12 protein-coding genes are annotated in these 14518 nt (G+C 35.5%); 3 read left to right on the top strand and 9 right to left on the bottom strand.

Annotation, left to right across the window (positions count from 1 at the left end; all coding sequences use genetic code 11):
* A partial coding sequence (locus H5T44_05790; GenBank protein MBC7081733.1) for a peptidase C25 occupies positions 1-887 on the top strand: 887 nt, incomplete at its 5' end.
* A gap of 30 nt (positions 888-917) precedes the next feature.
* Positions 918-2312, top strand: a complete 1395-nt coding sequence (locus H5T44_05785) for a hypothetical protein (GenBank protein ID MBC7081732.1) — start codon at positions 918-920, stop codon at positions 2310-2312.
* Between the two features lie 19 nt (positions 2313-2331).
* Here H5T44_05785 and H5T44_05780 read toward each other — a convergent pair whose 3' ends face one another.
* From H5T44_05780 to H5T44_05750, 7 genes are read right to left on the bottom strand one after another with little or no spacing between them, the layout of a single operon-like run.
* The gene (locus tag H5T44_05780; protein ID MBC7081731.1) at positions 2332-4074 is read right to left on the bottom strand and encodes an ATP synthase subunit A; all 1743 of its coding nucleotides are present in this window, start codon (positions 4072-4074) and stop codon (positions 2332-2334) included.
* Between the two features lies 1 nt (position 4075).
* A complete protein-coding gene (locus H5T44_05775; protein ID MBC7081730.1) occupies positions 4076-4354 on the bottom strand; it encodes a hypothetical protein in 279 nt (92 codons plus the stop codon).
* Positions 4351-5370, bottom strand: a complete 1020-nt coding sequence (locus tag H5T44_05770) for a V-type ATPase subunit (GenBank protein MBC7081729.1) — start codon at positions 5368-5370, stop codon at positions 4351-4353. The genes H5T44_05775 and H5T44_05770 overlap by 4 nt, the downstream gene beginning before the upstream one ends.
* Complete coding sequence (locus tag H5T44_05765; protein ID MBC7081728.1) at positions 5367-5930, bottom strand: hypothetical protein; 564 nt, start codon at positions 5928-5930, stop codon at positions 5367-5369. Before H5T44_05765 ends, H5T44_05770 begins: the two co-directional genes overlap by 4 nt.
* Entirely contained in the window at positions 5927-6409 is a 483-nt protein-coding gene (locus tag H5T44_05760) for a V-type ATP synthase subunit K (protein ID MBC7081727.1), read from the bottom strand. The genes H5T44_05765 and H5T44_05760 overlap by 4 nt, the downstream gene beginning before the upstream one ends.
* A gap of 59 nt (positions 6410-6468) precedes the next feature.
* Positions 6469-8421 carry a V-type ATP synthase subunit I gene (locus tag H5T44_05755; protein MBC7081726.1) on the bottom strand — a complete coding sequence of 651 codons (1953 nt, stop codon included), beginning with the start codon at positions 8419-8421 and terminating at the stop codon, positions 6469-6471.
* Entirely contained in the window at positions 8415-8726 is a 312-nt protein-coding gene (locus H5T44_05750) for a hypothetical protein (GenBank protein MBC7081725.1), read from the bottom strand. The genes H5T44_05755 and H5T44_05750 overlap by 7 nt, the downstream gene beginning before the upstream one ends.
* Before the next feature lie 160 nt (positions 8727-8886).
* On the opposite strand from H5T44_05750, the gene H5T44_05745 reads away from it, so the two are divergent.
* Positions 8887-10974 (top strand): sodium-translocating pyrophosphatase, encoded by a 2088-nt coding sequence (locus H5T44_05745; protein MBC7081724.1) that lies wholly within the window; start codon positions 8887-8889, stop codon positions 10972-10974.
* 29 nt (positions 10975-11003) lie between these two features.
* Here the strand turns inward: H5T44_05745 and H5T44_05740 are convergent, their stop codons facing one another.
* A complete protein-coding gene (locus H5T44_05740; GenBank protein MBC7081723.1) occupies positions 11004-13409 on the bottom strand; it encodes an SMC family ATPase in 2406 nt (801 codons plus the stop codon).
* The gene (locus H5T44_05735) at positions 13406-14506 is read right to left on the bottom strand and encodes an exonuclease SbcCD subunit D (protein MBC7081722.1); all 1101 of its coding nucleotides are present in this window, start codon (positions 14504-14506) and stop codon (positions 13406-13408) included. Before H5T44_05735 ends, H5T44_05740 begins: the two co-directional genes overlap by 4 nt.
* Positions 14507-14518 lie beyond the last annotated feature (12 nt).

Below are 14518 nucleotides of genomic sequence, written 5' to 3'. Positions count from 1 at the left end.
AATCTTATGACCCGAAACCATATGGAAATTTAACAAGCATTCATGTCTGGGTTGAAAATGAAAATGGAAGCGTTGTTTTTGAGGACTGGAGAAATAATACAGAGATGTATTATGAAGGAGAATGGACAACTGGAGAAAAGATTTTAAACGGGAGAGGAGGAGCATTGTATTATATGCCAAGATATTTTGTAAGAAAAATTTTATGGGCTTCAAATGGAGAATTCACGGGCATAAAAGATGTTATAAATGAATTAAATAAGGGGTGCGGATTTTTGTTTATGTCAGGTCATGGAAGTCCTAACTCTTGGGGAGACCATCTGCCAGGCATACCTGGAAACCGACAGCATGCAAGCTTGACTGGCTTAACTGTAACAAACCTCAGACCATGGTTCCCGTATATAAGTTTTCCAGTATTTCCTATAGATAGCCTGAGAAACGGTGAAAAATTACCTGTTGCGATAATAGGTGGTTGCCACAATAGCCAGTTCAATGTTTCCATTATTCCAGCGGTTTTAAATGCCTTACATCTATTCGGCTTTCCAGATAACTACATGTGGACATATGGGCAACCTGTTCCAGAATGTTTGAGCTGGCGACTTGTAAGCACACCAAAAGGAGGAGCAATAGGGAGCATTGGAAACACAGGGCTTGGCTATGGAATGCCTGGCAAAGATTGCACAACTGGAGGAGGAGATGGGTGGATAACAATAGAATTCTTCAGGCAATATGGAGAAAAGGACAAGCACATCTTGGGCCAGGCGCATGCGGGAGCAATTACAGAATACATAAGCTCTTTTGACATGAATGACTTTGAAGCGGGGCATGTAAAGACGGTTCAGCAGTGGGTTTTGCTTGGAGATCCTAGCTTAATGATAGGAGGATACTAAAAAATATATACAGGCATGCCATTTATTAGCATGAAAAGGATGATTGCGATTTTAATTCTTATTCTATTACTTTCGCCAGTGGGAAGTAGCTTCTTGATTAAAAAAAGGGTTGCTGAGAGGAATGGAATAAAACCAAATGGATATTTTTTGATATATACAAGGTATAATGGAATAGAAAAATATACTCCATTGCTCCAATCTTTTTTTGGGATAGATATTGATAATAATGCTAGCACTGGTGAAAATGGAAAAGATATCAGAATAAGCCTGATTTTTTTACCCCTTATTCAGAGCATTGAGATTGGTCCGGTTTTAACCCTTGCTTTTGCAATGAAAGTTATAAGGATGGGAGAAGAAATAAAGAATGGCGAAATAGAAATATCTTTCAGCGGAGCTATATCATCTCATAAATTTAAGATAGGTTGCTATTCTCCAGAAAATGAGGAAATGCCAAAAGAGATAAGGGAAGTTTTTTGGATTATTCCCTATGTATTTTACCAGAAAGACCCGGAATTTTATATAAATATCGAACCCTTATTTGATGGAGAAAATAAAAATTTAACCGCTATAGTTGAATTTGACGAAAAAAAACTATTTATAGATTATTTCCCAGCGGTGGAATCAATGATTAAAATCTCTCCAAATCTTTCATTAAATATGATTAATTTTTCAATTGAGAGAAATGCGGAATTGAAACAGAAAATAAGGATGAGATATTTAGATGAAATTGCGGTTAATTTGACAATAGAGGATATACCAGAAAAAATGAGCTTTTCAGTGAGCTTTTCAAGAGATGAAAAAAGATTTGATTATATGGCAAATGATACTTTTAATTCAACTCTTATAATAGAATTTCAAGATTTTGATTTCATAATGAGGATGGAATATCTCCCAACAAGATTAACTTCCATTTTTAATGAAAGTGGCTATTTCTACATATACATAGATGAGAAGAAGACAACATTCATTTTAGCAAATGCAATAGAAAATCCTAGCTCATATTTCTTAATAACAAATCTGACAGGTGAGTCAACAATTCAATGGAAAATATCTTCAGAAGGATATATAAAAGTAGATGGTTTTAAAGGTTTAAAAACCGAAATAAAAATGGAAGCAGAGAATATTTATCTGAAAACTTTTTCAATTCATCAGGCACAACATTTTGAAATCGCATGGAATCTTTCTGTGCCAGGCTATATATTCATTGATACAGATAATGAAACACTTTCTCAATATTCATTAAATTTCAGCATAGCAAAAATTTTTGGAATATTGATAGAAATTAAATCATTGGTTGCAGAAGATTTCAGGATTACATGGCAAAAAGAAGTGCCTATATTCCATAAAGAAGGGTATTTCAGAATTTTAGAAGAGCTAATTTTCAAAGTGATGATAAATGGAACATGGTATGATGTATTTGGATAATATATAATGTATTCTATATCTACTTCTGAATCCCCTTTATTTCCTCTTCCATATATTTTTCTATTTCTCTGAATTTTTCCTGCCATTCCTCATTGGGTGTTGTTGCCATTCTCGCTATCATTTCCTTGCTCTTCAAATTCCTCAATTTTTCAAAATCGACTCCTTTTTCAACACACTCCTTCATCAAATTGTAAAATTTTATTATTATTCTTAGCATTTCATATTGTTTATTTGGAGGGCAATATGTATCTACTTCATGATATGCATTCTGCTGAAGAAAATCTTCTCTTATTATCCTTGCTCCTTCAAGTATTACTCTATCAACCGGTGGCAATGCATCTGGCCCAACTAATCTTATTATTTCCTTAAGCTCCTCTTCCTTTTGAAGCAAAGCCATTGCCTCATTTCTCAGCCTTAGCCATTCCTTGCCAATATTTTTCTCCCACCAATTGCTGACTCTTTCAAGATAAAGGGAGTAGGAGCGAAGCCAGTTTACAGAAGGAAAATGCCTTCTATCCGCAAGCTCTGCGTCCAGAGCCCAGAATACTTTTACTATCCTCAATGTATTTTGAGTAACCGGCTCAGAAAAATCTCCTCCTGGAGGAGAGACCGCTCCCACAACAGATATCGACCCTTCTCTATTATTGCTACCCATCACTTTTACCCTCCCCGCTCTTTCATAAAATTCCGCAAGGCGAGAAGCAAGATATGCGGGATAGCCCTCTTCGCCAGGCATTTCTTCAAGCCTGCCAGATATTTCTCTAAGTGCTTCTGCCCACCTGCTGGTGGAGTCAGCCATAAGCGCGACATCATAGCCCATATCTCTATAATATTCTGCGATGGTTATTCCTGTATAAACACTTGCTTCTCTTGCAGCGACAGGCATGTTTGATGTATTTGCTATTAAAACTGTTCTTTCCATAAGAGGATGTCCTGTTTTTGGATCCTTTAAGCGCGGGAAGTCTCGCAACACTTCTGTCATTTCATTTCCTCTTTCACCACACCCTATATAAACAACTATATCCGCATCGCTCCATCTAGCTAGCTGGTGCTGGCTTACTGTCTTTCCTGTTCCAAATCCTCCTGGTATGGCGCCTGTTCCTCCTTTAGCAATTGGGAAAAATGTATCAAAAACCCTCTGTCCTGTTATAAGAGGAAGGGAAGGAGGCAACTTTTCTTTGAAAGGACGCTGCTTTCTTACAGGCCACCTATGTAGCATGCTTATCTCCTTTCCGCCAATAGTTGCAATTGGCTCATCCACCCTGAATTTTCCTTCTTCTATACTCTCTACATTTCCTTTTCCAACATCCAGGGGCACAATTATTCTATGCTCAATGATTGGAGTTTCTTTTACAATCCCTATTATATCCCCACCCTCCACTTTTTCCTTTTCCTTTACAGTTGGAACAAACCCCCATTTTTTCTTCCTATCTATAGGGAATGCCTCAACCCCTCTCTTTATAAATTCATTGCATTTTTTGACAATCTCAGGCAATGGTCTTTGAATTCCATCATATATGGAAGTCAACAAACCTGGAGCAAGCTCAACAGATAATGGCATTCCAGTGCTTTCAACTTTTTCTCCTGGCTTTAAACCTGTTGTATCTTCATAAACTTGAATTATCGCCCTATCTTCTTTTAGCTGTATTATTTCCCCTATTAACTTCTCCTCTCCAACCTCAACTAAGTCATACATTTTTGCTCCTTTCATTTCCTTTGCTTTCACCACTGGCCCAGAAACACTTATTATCTTTCCTTTCATTTTATACCTCCACTCCAACCGCTCTTACAATAATCTTTTTTATTGAATCCTCCCCAACTTTTTCCTTCCCAGAAATTTCTATAATAAAAGGTGCATTACCCTGCAGGCGATGCATTAATATTTTATCCTTTAGTTCATCAACAAATTTTTCTGAAATGATAAGCAATCCAGCATCTTTTCTTCTCACAACCTCATCAAACTCTTTACAGCTACAAATATTTGCGCCCGCCATCCTGAGCAATTCCGCAATTCCGCCATCCGCCATTGCAAATATTTTCAAGCAATCACCATCCGCCTGGCGAGCTCCGCCATTTTCTCTTCTATTCCTTTTACAATTGCCTTAAGGTTTCTTACCTCATATTCTTTTTCAATTAAAAATCTTATCCCCGGACCGATTGCAAGGGGATTTTCATTTGCTATCAAATTTGAAATATTTATTAAATGCTTATCAAGGGCTCTTTCAAAAGCGGTTACACCTTCTCTTTCAAAATCGACAATTGCTTCTTTCAGAGGAGGGTAATAAGAAGTTCCTTCCATGAGAGAGATTATTTCCGATATTGAATCTATTTTTATCAGCCTTTCTATTTGCCATTTTGCCAGCTCCCAGCCATGTGGAATTATATTTTTTTCTATATCTATGAGCCCGTAATATTTTCCCCTTAAAATGGCCTTTATATTCATTATATCTATCATTATCCTTACAAATTTATTTTTTGCCTTCCTTGAATGCCTCGGAAGTTCCAATTCAAGCAATTCATTTATAATTTTTTTATCTATTTCCCTCTCTATCTCCTCAAAAGGCATTTCAAGAGAAACATTAAAAACATTTTTTAATTTTTCTCCTTCTCCTTTTTTTAAATCTTCTATAATTTCCTTTATTTCTTCATCAAAAACCTTTACTTCAAATTCCTCTCCACCCATCTTTTTCCTAATAGCGTATTTAAGCTTTTCTATTTCCGCTCTTTTAAGCCATATCCTGTAGAATTTTCTGACACTTTTAGGAGAATCATTCATTGCCATAATTATTATTTTAAGGTAGCTTTCATCAATGCTTTCTTGAATCTCTCTCGCATTTTCTCCATATAAAATAAAATCTTTGCTCACAATGCTATTTTTAAATTCTTCAACATTTTTGCAACCAAGCAATCTTTCAATTTCTCTTTCCTTTAAAAAAACTGGTTCAATTGCACTAAATTTTGCATTTGCATATGAAAATTTTGCAAGAACGAAAAGAGAAGGAAATAAACTTATAGCGATGCTGATGCCCAATATTGCTATAAATAGCTCAAGAATCATTTTTCACCAAATAACTTCTTTGCTATCTTTATTCTTATATTTTCCCTATTCTTTTCTATCAAGAAGTCAAATGTCAAATCTATTTCCTTCTTTCCATCCTTGCTCCTCAATATAACTCCTCCAATCCCGTTTATTTTTTCTCTTGCCTCAATTCCCATTTTCTTTGCAATTTTTAAATCCTCACCCCTTGTAAAAAGCATATAGCCATCCTTTATCTCCTTCATTGCATTTTCAACATTTTTTTCAACAAATCTGCTATACCTTTTCCCATCTAAATTTTTCAGCTTCTCAACAATTTCTTTCATGCATTCCTGAATTATTTCTTCTTTTGCATCTGTTATATGCGTCCTTGCAATTCTTCTTGCATTTGCCAAAATTTTCTCCCTTTCTCTTTCTATTTCCTTGTTTGCATTTATTTCAATTATCTTTGCCTCCTCCATCCCTTTTTCCCTTTCTTCCTCTATTATTCTCTTTGCTTCTTCCTCCGCATGCAAAATTATTTCCTCTATCTCCCTGTCTACTTCCTCCTTTATTCTTTCCATCAGTTTTTCGAGCGTCATAGAAAACCTATTCCAGTCATGAGCAGAATTGCAACAAGCAAACCAAATATCGCCATCGTTTCCGCTGTTGCAGCATACATTATACCGCGAGCGGTTATGCCTGGATTTCTTGCGGTGCCAGCAATAGCTGAGGATGCAATCATTCCCTGCATAATAGCAGATAGCCCTGTGAAGCCTACTACCATTCCTATAAATATCGCTCCTCTCCCCATTAATGGAGTAAGCGCTCCTCCTCCGCCCAGGAGCCCGCCACCCATCATAAGCAATATCGCGGTGAGCAAACCATAAATTGATTGAGTCATTGGAAGGAGTTGAAGTATAAGGGTTTTTCCAAATAGCTCAGGCTTCTCCGCAACCACCCCAACCGCAGACACGCCTGTTAATGCGAGGCCTATTGCGGATGCTATCCCTGTTATTGATGCAGCTAACATGCATCCAATTATTATTTCGCTCCTTATTTCATCATCGCTTGCAGCCATTGCAAAAGGTGTCGCTAACAAAAACATCCCGCAAACCGCCAGCATTTTCCATTTCATTTTCATGTTATTTCCTCCGTATATTTCCTCTTAATACGGAAAGGTATAAATTTTTTACCCCCTCCTTCGTAAAATCTATTGAAAAATTCAACATACTGAAGGCGCAAGCTGTGTATTCCCGCTCCAAGAGATTGCAAAATAATGTTTGCGAAATGTGCTATTATAAGAACAACAGGAGCCAAAATAGCTCCTATAAGAGATAATATTGTTGGAATAATTTGTCCGAATATGTTTATTGTCATTGCCATTCCAGTTGTAGCCAATCCGAGTGCGAGTATTCTTGAATATGAAAGCCAATCACCCATAAATCCTGTTATATCAAAAAATCCCATCGGGCCTTTCCTTTTGAATATAAAAATCAAACCAATTAAAACAAAAATAAAGGAAAGATATAACATAACCCCTTCTATATGCCACAGGTGAAGTATTCTCTCTCCTATAAGCATTCCTGCTCCAATTTCAAGCATAATAAAGGATATTTGCTCTTCAAAAATCTTCTTTTTGTTACCCCTTATTATGTTTTGATACATTCCTAAAATCAGCCCTAAGTTCAGATGAATTAATCCAATTATCAATGTTATTGATAAGATGAGAATTGGTTTATGGATTGCATCTATTGGCAAGCTTATTCCAAAAATATTTGCGCTGTAGAGCAACTTTGTTGCATCTTTATATATGTAGCGGGGTATAAAATCTCCAAAAAAGCTATTGAATATTAAGCCATTTATTATATTCCCCAGCCCGAGTAAAATTCCAACAACCGCCCAACTTCTTATGGCCTCACTTTTCTTGAATTTTATATAAGCAAAAATTGAGAGCAGAAACATAACAAGTCCATAGCCCGCGTCGCCGAGCATTAAGGAAAAGAATATTATAAATGAAATTCCTATAAATATGGTTGGATTTATCTCATTATATCTTGGCACCGCAAAAAATTCAAGGAGCATTTCAAAAGTCTTTGCCCATCTTGGATTTTTAAGATGTACAGGTGGCTTCTCGCTATCTCTGCTAAATTCCTCTATTTCCACATAGGAATTTCCCTCCGTAACTTCTTCAACAATTTTTTTAACTTTTTCTGAATTTTCAGATAAGCACCATCCTTCTATAAGATATGTATAATTTGTTTTCCAGAATTTTTCATATATTTCTTTTCTTTCCTTTTCAATCTCTATTTCTTCTTTTATTGCCATCAAATCTAACTTTTTTTCTTTATAAAGATTCGATAACCATTCCTCAATTTCCTTTCTTTTCCTCTTTTTTTCCTCAATTTCATTTCTTATATTTTTTATAACTTCAGAAACTCTACCTTCTCCCTCAATATATATTTCTTCAAAATTCTTGATCTGAGAAATTTCCTTTTCAAGAGAGGAATGAGCAACTATAAGCACAACCCATAGGTTTTCCTTCTTTTTTCCTATTTTTTTATATTCAAAATATATTTCATCGCTTACTTTTAATGAATTTATATCAGTGCATAAACCGCATTTAACTATAATATATTTTGACTTTTTTAGCCAAGAGATATCTATATTGAAGTAAGCTAAATATTCAAGCTTTTTTATTCTCTCTTCAAGCTCGAAAATTTCTCCTTCCAGCTCCTTTATCTCATTTTCCTTTAGCAAAACTTCATTTTCTATTTCTGAAAGAATTTTCTCTGCTTCCCTTATTTTTTCTTCCTCGCTTTTCTTTCTAACCTTTTTTTTCTCAAAATCTGAGGAAAAAATTTTCCTTTTTTCCTTATGATAATTTTTTAATATTTCAATTATTCTACTGAGGCGAAGATCATATTTTGCAAAAATCTCAACATCTGGATGCATTCTTTCCTCTGAAATATCCAAGCTACTTGTTCTTTCAATTTCTAACAATCCTTCCTCATGTAATCTTTTAATTAAATCATTACTATTGCTTTTCTGAATCAGTATATTTACCTTGCTCATTCTAGCTGGTACTACCAACTTATCAACTCCTCGAAAATTTCCTCCGCCACCGAGCCTATCTTTTCCTTATATTTTTCCTTTATTCTCTCCGCCTCCTTCCGCCCTTCTTTATCTATTTCATTTGCCTCCCTTTCAAATTTCTCTATCGCCTCTTTTATAATTTTTTTCGCTTTATTTTTCGCTTCCTCAATTATTTTTTCTTTTTCCTTTCCCCCCTTTTCCCTTGCTTTTTTCAAAATCCACTCCGCTTCTTGCTTTGCTTCTTCTATCCTTTTAATACCATCTTCTTCCAATTTCTTAAGCTTTTCAATTTCTTCTATCATTCTCAAAAAGGTTATTATGAACTAATATATAAATTTTTGAAGAAATTTTTGGCCAAAGATTTAATTGAAAGCCAAAGCTTTTTCAAATTCCTTCTAAAAATCTTCCATCTATATTTCCCCAAACTTTAAATATATTTTTAAAATATCTTGCACGATTAATATGGATTCAACCTTATTTGTTCCTATAGGAAGTGCGCTGGCTCTTGCATTTGCGGGTTATTTAACAATAAGAGTTTTAAAAGAAGATGAAGGAACTGAAGAAATGAAGAAAATATCTATGGCTATTAGAAAAGGAGCGAAGGCATTTTTAAAAAGGCAGTATAAAACAATATCCTTATTTTTTGCAGTGATGGTGGTAATTATTGCAATACTTTCTTTAAGTGGTTTGCTAACTCCTTTTGTGCCATTTGCTTTTCTAACGGGAGGCTTTTTTTCCGCATTATGTGGATATATAGGAATGACAATAGCAACAAAAAGTAATGCAAGAACCGCTAACGGGGCAAAGAAAAGTTTGGATGCTGGCTTAAAAATTGCCTTCAGGAGCGGGGCGGTGATGGGACTGGTGGTCGTTGGATTTGCCCTCTTGGATTTAAGCGTTTGGTTTTACTTCCTGAAATGGTATTATGGCATGCAGGGACTTGGATCAGAGGAGACTATAAAAAATATAACAAGTACAATGATTACTTTTGGTCTGGGAGCGAGCTCGGTTGCTCTCTTTGCAAGAGTTGGGGGTGGAATTTATACAAAGGCTGCAGATGTTGGAGCGGATTTGGTTGGGAAGGTTGAAGCGGGCATACCAGAAGATGATCCTAGAAATCCAGCGGTTATTGCGGATTGGGTTGGAGATAATGTTGGAGATGTTGCTGGCATGGGAGCGGATTTATACGAATCCTATGCGGGCTCTATTATTGCAACAATGGCTCTTGCAACAGCAGCTTTCTATGGAAAAGGACTGGCTTTACAAGCGGTTACAATTCCAATGATTATAGCGGTGCTAGGCGTGATTTGCTCTATTTTTGGCATATTTTTGGTAAGGAGCAAAGGAGAAGCAAGTTATGCGGTTTTGCTAAAAAGCTTAAGGAAGGGTATAATAACAAGCGCCATCTTAATTGCGATTCTTTCTTTTTTTGCGATTCATTTTATCTTAGGAAAAGAATATATTGGAATATATTTTGCGGTGCTATCTGGATTAATTGCGGGCGTCATAATCGGGCTGAATACGGAATATTTCACATCCGCAAACTATAAACCAACAAAGGAAATTGCCTCCTCTTCCAACACTGGCTCTGCAACTGTAATTCTTTCAGGAATGGCAACAGGAATGTTAAGCACTTTCTTGCCAGCAATTGTTGTTGCAATAGCAACAATTTCCAGCTACTTTTTATCCTGGAAAGGAGAGCCAGCGATAGGGATATATGGAGTGGGGCTTTCTGCGGTTGGAATGCTCTCAACCCTGGGCATAACTCTGGCATCAGATGCATATGGCCCAATTGCGGACAATGCGGGAGGTATTGCAGAATTCACCCATCAAAAGCCAGAGGTAAGAAAAAGAACAGATGCACTTGATGCATTAGGAAACACAACCGCTGCAACAGGAAAAGGATTTGCAATCGGTTCAGCAGCACTAACCGCTTTGGCATTAATTGCTGCCTATAGCGATAGAGTTTCAGAAATAAAAGGAGGTTTTGAATTGAATCTGCTCAATCCAAAAATTATTGCGGGCATGCTCATCGGAACAATGCTTCCGTTCCTTTTCTGCTCTTTAACCCTAAATGCGGTGGGAAGGGCTGCAGGAAAAATAGTTGAAGAGGTAAGGGCGCAATTTAAGAAGATTTTCAGCGAAAATGCGGAGCCTGATTATGGAAAATGCGTTGATATAACAACAAAAGCGGCACAGAAAGAAATGATTCTGCCCGCCTTACTTGCAATAATTGCACCAATTGTTGTTGGCCTCTTCCTTGGAGCGGAAGCGCTCGCTGGTCTTCTTTTATCTTCTCTTCTAAGTGGTTTTATGCTTGCAATATTCATGGCAAATACCGGCGGAGCCTGGGATAATGCGAAAAAATACATAGAAGATGGGGCTTTTGGCGGAAAGGGCTCCTCGCAACATAAAGCGGCGGTGATTGGGGATACTGTTGGTGATCCATTGAAGGATACTTCTGGACCATCGCTGAACATTTTAATAAAGCTGATGAGTATGGTGGCGATAGTTTTTGCTGCTTTTATCATAAAGTTTTCAATATTTTAGCTTTCCATCCATACCTACTTCATCTTTAGCTATTCAATCTCTATTCTTGAAGAGCCATCCTCATTTTCATATATTTTTATTATATTTTCAAGGGATTCCTTTATATCATCGATATGCGTAATAAGGATTATCTGGGAGAACTGATCTCTTAACTCCGCGAGTGCATTTAAAATACTTTTCCTCCTTTCCCTGTCCTGAGAACCAAATATCTCATCAAGTGCAATAAGATTTAAAGACACATCGCTTCTCTGGCTAATCAATTGAGAAATTGCAAGCCTTAAAGAAAGGTTGGCTATATCTTTTTCCCCGCCAGAAAATCTTTCTATATCAAATTTTTCTCCCCCATCATAGATTCCTATGTTATAGTCCTCATCTATTTCAATCTCTTTATATTTTCCCTGAGTAAATTTTGAGAAGAATTGAGAAGCAAAAAGCGAGAGCGTTGGACCGATTTTTGAAATTAAATATCTTTTGAAATCATTGAGCAAACCAGTTTCCCTATCTCCAGCAAGCATTTCAAGACCCGCAATTTCTTTCCTTAAAACTTTTATTTTTTCCCTTTTTTCCTCCTCTTCCTTTATATCCTTTTCGTTTCTATCAATTTCTTTTTTAACATTCTCTATCTCTCCTTCAAGCCTTATGAACTCTTTCTCAGCCTCTTTCATTTTATTTCTAACAATTTCATAATCCTCCTCAATTTTTGCATATTTTTTCTCATCAAAAGATAGTTTTTCTATCTCTACAGTTAAATTTTTTATCTGGGAAGAGATGAGGGAAATATCTTTCTCTATCTCTTCTATTTCCTTCTCTATTTGAGGTATCTTTTTTATTTCATTTTCAAGAATTGAAGATTTATTTTTTATTGGAAGAAGTTCCTTAAGCCTTTTTGATATTTTGTTATATTCTTCTTCATCAAACAGAATACCTTCATATTCTTTTATTTTCAAAAGCAACCTGTTTCTTTCCTCTATCCTGCTATTTTTCTGCTCATCAAAAAATTTAATCTTTTCTCTTAAAGATGAAATTTTTCTTGAAGTTTCTTCCATTTTTTTCTTTTTCAATTCATTTTCTTTATTTTCCATTTCAAGTTTTTTATAATCTTCCTCTATTTTTAAAACCTGCAACGCCAATTCCCTTATCCTTCCTTCATATTCATTTATTTCATTTTCAATATTTGCCAATATTTCTTTATATTTTTCTTTGAGCGGCCTGCCGCAAGTTGGGCAATTGCTATCTTCACCCGCTTCCTTCAATTCCTTTAAATTTTTCTCAAGATTTTTCTTTCTTTTTTCCTTTTCCTTGATTTCCGCATTTTTCTCATTTCTTTCAATGCTCAATTTCTCTCTTTTCTTATTTATTTCATTGATTATTTTTTCTATTTCCTCAATTTCCTCAAATATTTTTTCCTCTCCTTCAAGCTGTTTTGCCAATTTTTTTATTTCTTTTTCAAAATCCTCAATTTCTCTATTTTTCCTAAATAACTCATCCTCAATTTTCTTCTTTTCTATATATTTTTCCAAAATGCTGTCCATGCTTTCCTTTATAATATAAATCCTCTCATATTCCTCCGCAAATTTTTTAATCTCCTCGTGCTCCTTTTTCTTTTTCAAAATTTCTTCTATTTCTTTTAACTTTGCTTCTTTTATTTCAAACTTGCTCTTAATTCTTTCCTCAAGAATTTTTTTTGAATTGTTAAGCTCTTTAAATTTCTCCGCCTTCTCCTTTTCCTTTCTTCTTTCTTCTTCCAAAAATTTAATCTCTTCACTCAGCTTTTTTAATTCATTCTCAACTTCCATTTTTTTGCTAACAAGGAAATTCAATCTATTTTTATTTGCCTCCAGATTCTTCCTTAAATCATCCAAACTCCGCAGATTTTTTTCCATCCACTCCAAAATTTCCTGCTTATTTCTTCTATCTTCCCTCACTTTCTTTATTGCGTCATCAAGCAAATCAATTCTGAGCATTTTGAGCATGTTTTTCTTCCTTTCAGAGGAGGACTTGTTTGAAAGAGCATTCAATTCCTGCTGTTTCGCAAATATAGATGTATAAAAGGATTCGCAGTCCATACCTATTTTTCTCTCAAGAAATTCAGTAACACCCGCAGAAGAAGAGGCCATTATACTTCCATTTACCTTCACCCTCGCATCTGTAGCACTTCCACTCATTATTCTCGTAACCTCATAAACATTCCCCCCCATCTCAAACTTCAAATTCACCCAGCAATCTTCGCCCGCGGGCGCCCACTGCGTCTTTATCTGCTTCTGATCCCTGTTTCTCAAAGCCCTACTCCCATAAATTGCCCAACCTATTGCTTCTATTATTGTTGATTTGCCAACCCCATTATTTCCTACAAGCCCTATCAAACCTGTCGGGAAATTTATCTCTACATCTCTGAATTTTCTGAAATTGTGTAATCTCAGGCTTATCAACTTCAACTTTTCGCCTCCTCAAGATATTTAAGGGCTAATTTTTCAACATCTTCCTTTTCCTTTATATTCAACTGGCTTATATATTCTTTCCATTCTTCTTCAATGCTTCCAATCTTTGTTTTACCCTTTATATTTTCAATTTCCAGAAATTCATGAACAATTTCAAAATGCATTGCCCTAGATGACGCATTTTTTATTTTTTCCCAGTCGAGCATTTTATATTTCTCCCTGCTTATTTTATTTAATTCTATTCTCGCTATTTTTTCCCTTATATCATGTTCCTCAATTCTTTTTAAAAATTCTTTCAATATTTCATCCGCTGAGAGCTCTAGGCAATCTATTTTTCCTAAATCAATCATTCCTCTAACTTTTAATGGAATGAAATTCAATTTTAATTTATCTGATAAATCAACTTCATAAAATCCTTTAATTTCTCCCGCCTCCTTAAATGAAAAATGCTCTGTTGAGCCCGCATAATAGGAGTTTTTTGTTACCTGCACACCCTTATGATAATGCCCCAAAGCAACATAATCAAATTCCTCTGAAAGATAGCCAGAAGATATAACCTGTTCATTGAAATCACCGCTTCTGAATTCTTTTATACCGATAATTCCAACATGCATAGTAAGAATATTCAAGGAATTTTTTCTTATCTTCAAATTCTCTATATTTTTCTTCAATTCCTCGTTTGAAAAGCAGTGAGGAATTGCATGTATCAAGGCTTCTCCTATTTCTATTTCTTCTAATTTTCCCTTATATACTGGATAAATATATGGCAAATGCTCGAATAATTTCAATATGCTACCTGTTTCCCTCAGTTTTGGTGTCTCATGATTTCCTGATATTATTATGAAAGGAATTTTTGCGTCCGAAATACGAATTAATTGCTTCATGGCAAAAACTATGGCTCTGTTAGTAGGGCGCACACTATCAAAAAGGTCTCCTGAGTGAATTATTATATCCGGTTTATTTTCCAAGGAGTAATTTATAAATTGCTCAAATGAATTATATACATCCGCCTCCCTCTGATTTAAACCATCTGGTGAAAGCTTATGGTAAGCTGAGTAGCCAAGATGTGTATCCGATACATGAAAAATTTTCACAAAAATTAAATG

This window comes from Thermoplasmatales archaeon, assembly GCA_014361195.1.
Classification (GTDB): Archaea; Thermoplasmatota; E2; order UBA202; family JdFR-43; genus JACIWB01.
Note: the sequence above shows the minus strand (reverse complement) of the source record. Positions and strands in the feature narration are given on the sequence as shown.

Coding starts and splice junctions, on each gene's coding strand:
- H5T44_05785 (MBC7081732.1), top strand. CDS start 918: ATGAAAAGGATGATTGCGATTTTAATTCTTATTCTATTACTTTCGCCA.
- H5T44_05780 (MBC7081731.1), bottom strand. CDS start 4,074: ATGAAAGGAAAGATAATAAGTGTTTCTGGGCCAGTGGTGAAAGCAAAG.
- H5T44_05770 (MBC7081729.1), bottom strand. CDS start 5,370: ATGATTCTTGAGCTATTTATAGCAATATTGGGCATCAGCATCGCTATA.
- H5T44_05765 (MBC7081728.1), bottom strand. CDS start 5,930: ATGACGCTCGAAAAACTGATGGAAAGAATAAAGGAGGAAGTAGACAGG.
- H5T44_05760 (MBC7081727.1), bottom strand. CDS start 6,409: ATGGCTGCAAGCGATGATGAAATAAGGAGCGAAATAATAATTGGATGC.
- H5T44_05750 (MBC7081725.1), bottom strand. CDS start 8,726: ATGATAGAAGAAATTGAAAAGCTTAAGAAATTGGAAGAAGATGGTATT.
- H5T44_05745 (MBC7081724.1), top strand. CDS start 8,887: ATGGATTCAACCTTATTTGTTCCTATAGGAAGTGCGCTGGCTCTTGCA.